Source organism: Microvirga sp. KLBC 81, assembly GCF_003075415.1.
In the GTDB taxonomy this organism is placed as follows: Bacteria; Pseudomonadota; Alphaproteobacteria; order Rhizobiales; family Beijerinckiaceae; genus Microvirga.
Genome location: NZ_QDAH01000040.1, coordinates 1 through 11750, shown reverse-complemented (window position 1 = coordinate 11750; position 11750 = coordinate 1). Strand labels below are relative to the sequence as shown.

The window sequence follows — 11750 nt, the reverse complement described above, 5'->3', positions numbered from 1 at the left end:
CTCTCGCTATGCGGCCTTGATACCGGACATGAAGGTAGAGACCTCTTGTCCAAGCCTGGATGTTTGGTGGGCAAGCTCACGGGCTACGCCAAGAAGCTGATTGGCTGCAGATCCCGTTTCGCCAGCACCCTGCTGCACCAGGACGATATTGCCTGTCACCTGCTCGGTACCCCGGGCGGCCTCCTGAATGTTACGGGAGATCTCACCGGTTGCCGCCCCTTGCTCTTCCATGGCAGCTGCGATCATGGTCGAGATCCGGGACATTTCGATAATTGTCCTTGCAACATTCTGAATAGCGTTCACGGATTGCTGGGTTGCTTCCTGGATAGCTGTGATCTGTGCTCCAATCTCTTCCGTTGCCTTACTGGTCTGGCTTGCGAGGTCCTTCACTTCCATGGCGACCACCGCAAACCCCTTACCGGCCTCACCGGCACGTGCTGCTTCGATGGTCGCATTGAGCGCAAGTAGGTTGGTCTGGCTGGCAATCGAGTTGATCAGCTGGACAACAGTTCCAATCCGTTCCGCAGCCAGCGCAAGCTCTTGAACGGTTTCGTCAGTCTGCTGTGCCGCCTGCACGGCCTCATTGGCAATTCGCGACGAGTCAGCCGCCTGACTGGCAATTTCGCAGATCGAGATCGACAACTCTTCGGTGGCCGCGGCAACAGTCTGAACATTGGCAGTTGTCTGCTGAGCCGCCGACGCAACGCCGACCGACTGATGATTCGTTTGGTCTGCAACCACGGACATGGATTGAGCCGAGGCTTCCATTTGAGAAACGGCACTGGAGAGGGACTGAGTCATTGCACTCACATTGTGCTCGAACTGCCGGGTCAGTTCGTCCAGAACCTGGGCTCTTCGCGCCCTTGCGCTCATCTCCTGCAGGGCTGCCTCGTCAGCCTCGATTTTCGCAATCATGGCAGCTTTGAACGTCTGAACGGCCTTTGCCATTGTTCCAATTTCGTCGAACCGCCCGGTTCCTGGAACTGCCGTCTTCGTATCGCCAGCCGCGAGCGCAGCCATCGCCGACGTCAGGGATCGAACGGGCCGCACGAGACCGCGAGACAGGAACCAGGCTGCTCCGATCAGCACCACGATCATGAGAGCCGACCAGAGGGCGGCATTCAGGGCGTTCGCCCAGAAGACCTTGTCGATGTCGTCCGTGTAGACGCCCGTGCAGATGATCCATTGCCAAGGAGCGAAGTTGTAAGCATAGCCGATCTTGGGCACCGGCTTGTCCTGACCCAAGCGCGGGAACTGATAGCTGACATAGCCGCCGCCTCGCCGCCCGGTGTCGACCAGCTCAGCATGCATGTAGACGCCATTCGCGTCCTTTATCCCTCGCAAATCCTTTCCTTCGTTCTCGGGTTTGCTGCCGTGAACAACCATCCGGCCTGAGGAGTCATAAGCAAAAAAGTACTCGTTGCTGCCGTAGCGCATGCTTCGAAGAACCGCCTTTGCACGCTCCTGCGCCTCTTCCTTTGTCAGCCGTCCAGCTTCTGCCTGCTCGGCAAGGCCTTTTACGAGAGAGGCAGCAGCTTCCACTTGACTGAGGACGGACAGCTTTCTTTCACGAACGATTGCATTGTTCATGACGAAGAGCTGCGCAATGACCGCGAGCGCGCTGATGATGACGGCAACAGCGACAAGCAGACCGAGGCGACGAGAGATCGTGATGGACATAATGACGGACTAGAGTTGGACTTCAGCGTGATTGATCTTAGTGGCCTTGCCTTGCGTCAGGCTGGCTTCGCTGCAGGAAAGGAGGGACTTGTGCGGGATAAGGTCCTTTGGGCTTTCAGGCCAAACGTCATCGCACCTGTGGTCAGCTTCCGGCAGCTATGGTGCTTGCTCAGAACCGGCCATTTCGAAGAACGCATCAGGAGAATCTGAGGCTAAAGCGGAGATTGTGGCATCGCAGAGCAATTCTCATGCGCATCCTCACAACTGGGCGTCATCTTATGACTGTCCTCGCCAGGCGAACCCGACGAGGACTTTTCCATATGCCTGAAACTGGCTTTGCATAAGCGCCGGAGCAGAATGCTATCCATCCGCTCCGAAGAAGAGGTCGTCACCCCTGTGTTTAAGAGACAGCGCCGGTGTAAGAGTAGCCGATATACCGCTTGGCATCGATGGGGTCATACCCCAGGCGCTGACGCAATTTCTTGCGCAGCTTGCTGATATGCCCCTCCACAACGCTGTCCTCGACATCGTCGCTATAGAGGCCATAGACTGCATCGAAGATCTGCTTCTTCGTCAGGCGGTGCCCCTTCTTGCGTACGAGATACTCGAGGATATGCCGCTCGCGACGCGGAAGCGTGAGGGGAATACCGTCTATCTCAGGATCGCGCCCATCGAAAAAGACCTTCAATCGGTCATTGTCGTTCGGGCTCGCTTTTCCCAAGCTGGCATTCACGCGCCTCCAAACGGCTTCCGAGCGAGCAAGGATCTCTCTTACGTGGACGGGCTTGCGGACAACGTCATCGAACTTCGCGGTGAAGAGTTCGAGCGTCTCCTCAAGAGAGCGCACATCGCTCAAAGCAATGATGGGAGCTTTGGAATACCGCCGAATGCTCTCAGCATAGCTTGCGCGCTGTTCGAAACTGCCGAGAACGAAGCCCTGGATTGCTTCCATGTCGGTGTCAGAAGCCGCCTCCAGCCATTCGCTGAATTCGGTCGAATACAAGCCAATGGAAGATACACCTTCCCGCTTGAAGCTTGCCACATATCCTGACGTCACTATCTGTCGATCATCGACAACGATATACATCTTTGGCCCCCAGCCATTAGTATAAATTACTTACTTAACTCAAATCATACCTTGCCGTTTCTTCGCCATATTCGACGGATATTTTTTGTTCGGCACTTGGAAGCTATGCGTGTTCGTTTGAAGGGGCAATACGTATTGGGACAGAGGGTCAAGAGGGGGAAGGTTAATCGCTGTTAACGAAGCAACATCTTCTCCTAGAGTCGTGGCTGCCAAAGCGTTGTCCTCGTTGGAGAGAAGACAGAGTTTAGAAAGCTCCTTGAACGGAAACGAGTTAGGAACACCTCCCTCAGGAACTTCCAGTTCGAGTTCCTACGAAAAATATATGTTACGATATTAAATAACTCAGTATTTCACGAAATAGAGTGCTACGTAATCTAGCCTAGAGGCCTACGTACTCCATTGGGGTTATCGGGACTATATCCGCTCTCTTTTCGGAAGTGATTCGCGCCCTATTCCGTACGCAAAGCTGCGCAAATCGTGCTGGCGCGATGGCCGTGTTAGCGCCGCAATCTTGCCCCAGTCCTTCCCCCTTTCGGCAACCATTCAACTTTCGCGAATGACATTGGCGCAGTTCTGTGTTGTATTTTTAAAATATAGTTAATGCCTCCAAGGAAGGAATTATTACACCATTCTTGACTCCTTCTGGAGTGGCACGTACAATTTAAAACAATGACTATTTATTTCTGCCTTTAGGCATAAAGTCATTGATGCACTATGGCATACCTTCTACTGAAGGTCCGGCATGATGCCCTGCCATTTTACCGGTCTGAGCCCGGATGAATCCTGAACAACAGATCGAGCTCTACTGCTTGAGGCATGATGCCATTCTTGTTGGGTCGGTTGGATTCCGACATCGCTTGAGCAAATCATATTATCCCAGCCCGGGCGTATTTCGCATGTCGGAGAGTTCCTACAATGATCTCTATCCGGAGCGGCGCGAAGCCGACCGGCTTGCTGCGCTTCGGAGCTTCCGGATCCTGGACACTGAGCCGGAGAGCTTCTTCGACGAAATTGCGGGGATCGCGGCCCGTATCTGCAATGCTCCGATTGGATTCATTAGCTTTGTCGATGAGCACAGACAGTGGTTTAAGGCAGCCCATGGCACTGAACTGAGCGAAACTCCACGCGAGTTATCGATCTGTACGCATACGATGTGTCAGTCAGGCCTTCTTGTGATTCCAGACCTGAGGAAAGATGCACGTTTCAAAAACAATCCTCTTCTGGATATCGATCCTCGCATTTTATTCTACGCCGGCATACCTCTTAGAACGAAGGATGACCTTCCTCTCGGCACATTGTGCGTGCTGGATTACAAGGCGCGCCGGCGAGGTCTCACAGAACAACAAACAGAAGCCCTCCGAGGTCTTGCTCAAGCTGTCCTGAGCCAGCTCCACCTCAAGCACTCAGATCGGGCGCTGGCTGAAGCTGAGAAATTCAAGCAGCATCTTCTCGCGAGTTGCAGGGATTGCATTGCTGTTTTAGATCTCGATCTCCGTCTCCTCTATATGAATGAAAATGGCATGCGTGCCATGGAAGTGAAGAGCCTCGCCTCCGTCCAGGGACGAAGCTGGACCGACCTCTTTGCCGTCCAAGGCGCTGAGGAGGCGGCTCAGGCCATGGAAAGCGCGAGGGCCGGGGGTGTCGGACGCTACAAGGGCTTCTGCCCTACCGATTCTGGAACGCTGAAGTGGTGGGACATCGTCGTCACGCCTATCATGAACGACGCCGGGGAACCTCAAACACTCTTGTGTGTTTCGCGTGACATAACGGAGATCCAGCGTACCGAAGAAAGCCTCCGTGAGAGCGAAGGCCGGTTCCGAACGCTCGTGGATGTGATGCCGCTCTCATTTCTCTCGCCACAGGCTGTCTGGTTCAGCGACAGAAATGGTGCCTTCACCTACTGCAACGAGTACTGGTACGATTACACGGGCTTAGAGCGCGACAAGCGCGAAGGCCATGGATGGGCATCCATCGTCCATCCGAGCCGGCGTGACCATGCTCTCAATCTCTTGATGGAGGCATTCTCGAAGGAGAACTCCTTCGAGGTCGAGATCCCCATTCGTCGTTCGTCCGATGACACCTCCAGGTGGTTTATTGTTCGAGGTCAGCCGCTCAAGAATGAAGCGGGCGAGATCGAACAATGGTTCGGAGTCGCAATGGATATTCACGAGCGCAAGCAGTCGGAGGAAGCCCATCGTGATAGCGAAGAGCGCCTTCAACTTGCGCTCAAGGCCGCCCATATGATGGCATGGGAGTTCAATCCCACAACGAAATTGATCAACCGCTCGGAGAATTCCCTTTCCTTATTTGGAATTGCCACTCGAAATAATGTGGAACTCTTTGGTACTGTCCATCCGGCGGATCAACCGAAGATCAAGCACTTCTTTGAACGGATCGAGATATATGGGGCAGACTCCGTCGAGTGCCGTATCGTACAGCCAGGCGGCGACTTCCGATGGGTGAGAGCGCGCGCCGAGAAAGCCGGGCTCGATAGAATTGTCGGGGTTACATTCGATATAACCGACCATAAGGAAGCCGAAGAGGAGATCTGGCGCGCTGCCAATCATGACCCTCTCACCGGCCTGGCCAATCGCAGCCTGTTTCTACGTCGCCTCGAAATGGCACTGCTTAATGCCCGTCAGAATGACACCAGTGTCAGCTTGCTGATGATCGACCTTGATGAATTCAAGGACATCAACGACACCTTGGGACATGATGCCGGCGACGCTCTGTTGAAAGAGACGGCCACACGCCTCTCAAGCATGGTGCGCGATTGCGATACGGTTGCGAGGCTTGGAGGCGACGAGTTCGCCCTCCTCGTGGTCGAGCCCTTAAAGTTGGAAAATTCCGCCCGGCTCGGCTCTCTCATCCTGGAGACACTGCGTCAGCCCTTCATCTATCAAAAGCGCACCTTGATCAGTCGCGTAAGCATCGGAGTTGCCGCTTTCCCGGATCATGATGGTGAACCAGCAGAACTGATGAAGGACGCCGACATCGCTCTCTATCAGGCCAAGTCCCAAGGGAAGAATCAGGTCGTCACGTATTCACCGCACATGCGCCGGGTGACCGAGCAGCGAGTAGCTCTTGGAAGAAGCCTGCGTGAAGCGATCTTCAACCATGAGATCCTCCCCTTCTATCAACCGAAGGTCTGCCTCAGCACGGGCAAGATCGTGGGTTTCGAGGCTCTCGCGCGTTGGCGTCATCCTACTCGGGGTATGTTGACACCGGCAACCTTTGGCGCCGCATTCGAAGATCACGAGCTCGCGTCGGAGATCGGCAAGCTGCTGATGTCGACCGTCGCCACGGACATGCGCCAATGGCTTGATGACGACGTGCCCTTCGGTCGTGTCGCGCTGAATCTCTCACCTGCAGAGTTCATCCAGCCTAGCATGGTCGACAACATGCTCAGAACACTCGACTGGATAAAGGTGTCACCCAAATTTCTTGAGGTTGAAGTCACGGAAACCGTTCTTCTCGGCAGAAACTCCGACAACGTTTCCAAGCTGCTCCACGAGTTCCGTCAGCACGATATCCATATAGCCTTGGATGACTTCGGCACTGGCTATGCATCCTTGACACACTTGAAGCAGTTCCCGGTCAATCACATCAAGATCGACCGCAGCTTCGTTCAAAACCTTGAAAACGATCCTGATGACGAAGCAATCATTGCTGCCGTCATCAGCCTTGGAAAGAGCTTGAAGCTGCAGGTGACAGCGGAGGGTGTCGAGACATTCGGACAAGCACAACGTCTGCACAATCTCGGCTGCGATCATGTCCAGGGCTACTTTTATGCAAAGCCCATTCCGGCTTGTGAGATTCCCGCCCTGCTGGCCGAGTGGAACCAAAAAGTCATTCGCCGCAGGCCCGTGAGAAGAGCATTTCTCCGAGCACATTGAGCGTCGAGCGCTATCGCCACTTGACACCAGAGAGCGCACGTTGCCGTCCTCCCAAGAGAGTGGCATTCCGACTTACCACGAAGATATACAAATTGAGTAATAATATAACGTGCAAAGACCGTTGTCTCCAACCCCCTAGCCGAATGAGCTTGTCCATAACAATGTTTATATTGAATTTTACATTTCACTTTGGTAGCCGGGCCAGCAAATCTGACGAAAACAACAGCACGCCTCGGCCGGCCATTTATGACCTCCAACACAACCAGAGACGGTTTGTCCGAAGGGAAAGAAGCACCGCGCTCTTCTATTCTGCGTCAACTGCAAATTCTGGATACGACGCCTGAAGCGGCCTTTGACGACATCGTCCAACTCGCCGCCAATAATTGTGGGTGTCCGGTTGCCGCAATAGGCTTTTTCGACGAAAAACGATATTGGCTCAAAGCCAAGCTCGGCAATATCCCGAGCGAGATCCCTTTAGCGGACTCGATCTGTGTACGTGCTCTTGAGCCAGCAGGATCAATCAGCATAGGGGATCTCTCTCACCATCCCGAGTTCAGCGAGAATCCCTATGTCGCAGGTGAACCGCACCTGCGGTTTTATGCTGCTGTTCCCATTGCATCAGAAAACGGCGCCATTCTCGGTTCCCTCTGCATCTTTGACTACACTCCCCGTCCTGCCGGGCTATCGCCAGAACAGTCACGGGCACTGCTTGCCCTTTCGCGCTTCGTGGCCCACGAGCTCAAGCTCAGGCAAATGGGCCTTGCTGATGCTGACCGCAGGGATCCGGGCAATGTTGAGCAGCAGACTGATGCAAACACCGGCATTAATCCGCAGAAAGCTGCAGCGGATCATCTGCACATGAGCGAGCAACGGTACCGCGCTTTGATTGAAACCAACACTGCTATCGTCTGGCGCTCGGATTCGGAAGGCTCATACACCGAGGGCTGGGGCTGGCAGGAGTTCTGCGGTCGAGAGCCGGTGGTTGACACACTGCTTGGTTGGATAGACATCATTCATCCCGAGGATCGCGACCGCACCATCTCCGCCTGGCAGGAAACCGTTCATGCGGCCCAACCCGCGAAGATTGTTCACCGGATCCTCGGACATGACGGCGATTACCGATGGGTATCCTGCAGAGCCGTCCCGCTTCTGGACGAAGCGGGAAAAGTTCAGCAATGGGCTGGCACGATTTCTGACATTCACGACCGCAGGATGGCCGAAGACAAGCTGCGCGACAGCGAAGAACGCCTGCGCTTGGCTATTGAAACCACAGGTTTGGGCATCTGGGATTTCAACATCCTGAGGGGTGAGCATCAATGGACGCCCGAAGCATACAAGCTTCTCGGTCTGAACCCAGACACAACGATCAACAAGGATGCTATTCTTGCCCTCGTTCATCCCGAGGATCGAGACCGTATCGAACGCAAGTTGTTCGCAGATCCGGTCAATAGCGATCTTACATACAGCGCCACCTTCCGTATTCTTCGCGCAGACACCGGTGAAGAGCGTTGGATCTTGGTGACAGGCCGAACCGTGCTGGACGAGGATGGGCAACCAATTCGTAAAATCGGCACGACGCACGATATCACTAGCCGCAAGCTGGCGGAGTTCGCTCTTAAATCGAGCGAGGAGCGGTTGAGCCGAAGTGAAGCCCAACTGCGTTCCATTCTCGAAACCGTGCCTGATGCCATGATCGTGGCGGACGAGAAAGGGATCATTCGCTCATTCAGCGTCACGGCTGAGCATGTTTTCGGCTACCAGCCCGATGAGGTGATCGGTACCAACGTCAAGTTCCTCATGCCTCTGCCATATCGCGAGCAGCATGATGCTTATATCAGCCGCTATCGTGCGAGCGGCGAGCGCAGAATTATCGGCAGCTGCCGCGTGGCCATGGCACAGCGCAAGGATGGATCAACATTCCCAATGGAAGTTCAGGTCGGGGAGATGCGCTGGGAGGGTGAGCGCATCTTCACTGCTTTCATCCGGGATCTAACGGAGCGCCAATACACCGAGATGCGGATGCAGGAATTGCAGTCCGAACTCGCCTATATGTCCCGTCTTACGGCTATGGGCGAGATGGGTTCAACACTGGCGCATGAGATCAACCAGCCATTGACAGCCATTGCCAGTTATCTGAAGGGGTGTGGCCTCATCCTGGATCGCATGGAAGGCGAACAGGTTGACATGGTCAGGATGGCCGTCGACGAGGCGGCTGAGGAAGCCCTGCGCGCGGGCGAGGTCATACGACAGCTGCGGGAGTTCGTTGCGCACGGCGAAAGCGAGCACCGGGTCGAGGAATTGCAGCGGCTGATCGAGGAGGCAAGCGCCCTGGGGCTGGTTGGCGCCAAGGAGAAAGGCGTTCAGGCTGAGTTCGACTTTTCACCGAATGGTCTTCATGTTATCGTCAATCGCGTACAAATCCAGCAGGTCTTGATCAATCTTCTCCGCAATGCGGTTGAGGCCATGCATGACGTCCATAATCGCAACTTAAGTATCCGCGCTATGCCGGTGCATGATGGAACGATGGTTCAGATCAGTGTGCAGGACACAGGCTCAGGCATTGCGCCTGAAGTCTTGAGCAAGCTTTTCAAGCCGTTCACAACGACGAAGAAAAGTGGCATGGGGGTCGGCCTGTCGATTTGCAGGACGATCGTGGAATCCCACGGAGGAAAAATCTGGGCAGTCTCGAATCCAGGTGAAGGGACTACGTTTCACTTCACCCTTAAGACTGTCGACACTGAAGAGGTCGCCTATCCTGAAGCCTTCTGATCGGGCAACCGGCACCAATGTCACCCGCTTCGTGCAGAACGATGCTTATGGCGAAAGCACGACCGCCACTTGTCGGACATGACGATTAGGGACAGCAGCGTCATCGGCTACACTCTGGACGCGATCAGTCTCAAATACGACACCAACATCGTGCTGGTCGAAAATTTTGTCGGCGATGGTCAGAACACATGGGCGAAAAGGACGTGCCCGGCATCCACGTCAACAGCACCGCGCATAACGTCGTCCTCCGCAAGCTGTCGATGATGAACAACTGCGACCATGCCACCGATGCCGAATACTGGAAGGGCGACGGATTCACGACCGGGCGCGGCGTCTACAACGTGCGCTTCGAGAATGTGACCGCCACGAACAACACCGACGGCGACTATGACATCGAGTCGTCGAATATGGTGCTGGTGCGGGCCTTCGAGGGCACCACCCACGACTTTCGCCTCTGGACCACCTCCGCAACCATAGAGAACGTCACCAGCGTTGACGCGACCTATTACGGTGGCCCCGGACGCGCGACCCACGTCTGGCTGGCTGACGGTGCTCAGGCCGCGATCAAAGACGGCAAGATAACTGAACCGAACCCAGTCCGGAGCATTTTTCAACATTGGCACAGGGGCTGAGTTGATCTTGCAAGACATCATAGTCGAGAAGACGTGGGACACCCTACTGACAAGCGCCGACGGCACACTGTAACGATCGGAATACACGGCAAGAACATGCGCATGCCACTGAACACCGCCGGGTCGCATTGCAAAGCCTACGGGAAATCCAAACGGTATGGTCGTTCACATTAGCGCATCGTGCGGAAAAGTGGATCCGGTTATTCGCTAGCGCGGCCCTTCGGGTCGCCTGAACGATGCTCTCATTCAAGGAGAAAGCATCGGACCCAAAAGTGCAAATCCACTTTTCACGTCCGAGGCTGTAGCCGCATCGTGAGACTTGGTGTGCGTGCAGATGGCGGCGTCCGCAAACACCCCTTCAGATATCCGAGGTTCCGTGCACGAGTTCCAGTCTGGCTATCAATCAAACATTTCGCTCGGAGATGGTGGTGTTGTCCGCAAGACCAGCTTGCCTGTGGTCTCACCCGACTCCAGGGCTTGGTGTGCTTTCGCCACGTCCGTCAACGCAAAGGACTGGACACTCGGCTTCTGAATGCGGCCTGCCTCCACCCACGTCGTGAGATCATTCACGGCAGCCTGTAGAAGGTCGATGCGGTTAAAGAGAAAGGATAGATTGAACGCCACAACGCCCTTGTTCTCACTCGTCATCGACAAGGGACTGAAGCGTGGCATTCTCAGCATGCCGAGGGCGGCCTTGAGGTATTTGATGCGTCCACCCTGCTTGGGCAGCAATGTATGAAAGCCATAGACCAGCAGCTTGCCAGTGGGTTTCAGGTGCGCATAGCTCTGGGCCAAGGTTTCCGGGCCGTTCGCATCAAAAGCCAGATCGTAGCCGTCGGGGCAGAGACGCCGAGCCTCATCCCAGAGCGGTTGAGTAGATTTGTCGATCACCGCGTTTGCACCGAGCTGGCGCACATACTCGACCTTATGGCTTGCTCCCACCACTCCAGTCACGTGCAGGCCGTGCAATCGACACAGTTGAATCAGCGCCGAGCCCACTCCACCGCCTGCCGAATGCACGAGGACCTTCATGCCGGGCCGGATCACCACGTTCTGCAACAATCCATGATAGGCTGTCAGATGGCTAACCAGGAAACCTGCGGCCGCCTCAAAGTCCAATGCTTGAGGCTTTGGCCAGACAAGATCGGCCGGGACGCAAACATGAGTGGAGTAGCCGTTGAAGAAGGTAACCCCGAACACCGGATCACCGAGCTTCAGATGCCTGACCTCACGGCCAGCTTCTTCCACCCAGCCGGAATACTCGAAACCTGGGGTGATCGGCCAGCCTACGAACCGGCGCGCCGACTCATAGACGCCCCACCGGACACAGATATCAGAATAATTCACTCCGACTGCGCGGGTGCGGATCAGAACCTGACGATGGCCAGGCTTTGGCACCGGACGGGCTTCGAGCCTCAGTTGCTCGTAACCGCCAGCCTTATGGATGACCACTTTGTGCATGAAATCTGAATATTTCCCTCGCACGGCACACAACAGCTCAGCACTTCACCATCAAGTTATCTATACGGCTAGTGTGATCTGAGCAGTTGAAACGTCTGCTTCCCACCCGAAACGTTTGCTGGTCACGTCATCTAGGGCAGTTATGGGTCCAGCCTGTGTGGAAACGCGTTGATCTGCTAAGCTGATGTTGATCAGCGGAGGGCCGGATGAAGCGTTTCGTTGAAG

Annotated in this window: 6 protein-coding genes; 3 read left to right on the top strand and 3 right to left on the bottom strand. The window is 55.1% G+C overall.

Annotation, left to right across the window (positions count from 1 at the left end; translation table 11 throughout):
* Positions 1-6: 6 nt before the first annotated feature.
* Positions 7-1680: a methyl-accepting chemotaxis protein gene (locus DC522_RS20910; RefSeq protein WP_116530561.1), complete on the bottom strand. Its 1674-nt coding sequence runs from the start codon at positions 1678-1680 to the stop codon at positions 7-9.
* A 400-nt stretch (positions 1681-2080) separates the two neighbouring features.
* Positions 2081-2767, bottom strand: a complete 687-nt coding sequence (locus DC522_RS20900; protein ID WP_116530559.1) for a response regulator transcription factor — start codon at positions 2765-2767, stop codon at positions 2081-2083.
* 896 nt (positions 2768-3663) lie between these two features.
* On the opposite strand from DC522_RS20900, the gene DC522_RS20895 reads away from it, so the two are divergent.
* The 3 genes from DC522_RS20895 to DC522_RS20885 all read left to right on the top strand — a co-directional run bounded on the left by DC522_RS20895 (position 3664) and on the right by DC522_RS20885 (position 10064).
* Positions 3664-6663: an EAL domain-containing protein gene (locus DC522_RS20895; RefSeq protein WP_165820235.1), complete on the top strand. Its 3000-nt coding sequence runs from the start codon at positions 3664-3666 to the stop codon at positions 6661-6663.
* A gap of 246 nt (positions 6664-6909) precedes the next feature.
* Positions 6910-9432 carry a PAS domain S-box protein gene (locus DC522_RS20890; RefSeq protein WP_116530557.1) on the top strand — a complete coding sequence of 841 codons (2523 nt, stop codon included), beginning with the start codon at positions 6910-6912 and terminating at the stop codon, positions 9430-9432.
* Between the two features lie 188 nt (positions 9433-9620).
* Positions 9621-10064 carry a hypothetical protein gene (locus DC522_RS20885; protein ID WP_116530556.1) on the top strand — a complete coding sequence of 148 codons (444 nt, stop codon included), beginning with the start codon at positions 9621-9623 and terminating at the stop codon, positions 10062-10064.
* 399 nt (positions 10065-10463) lie between these two features.
* On the opposite strand, the gene DC522_RS20880 is transcribed toward DC522_RS20885, so the two are convergent.
* On the bottom strand, positions 10464-11525 hold the full coding sequence (locus DC522_RS20880) for a medium chain dehydrogenase/reductase family protein (RefSeq protein WP_116530555.1): 1062 nt from the start codon (positions 11523-11525) through the stop codon (positions 10464-10466).
* Between the last annotated feature and the right edge of the window lie 225 nt (positions 11526-11750).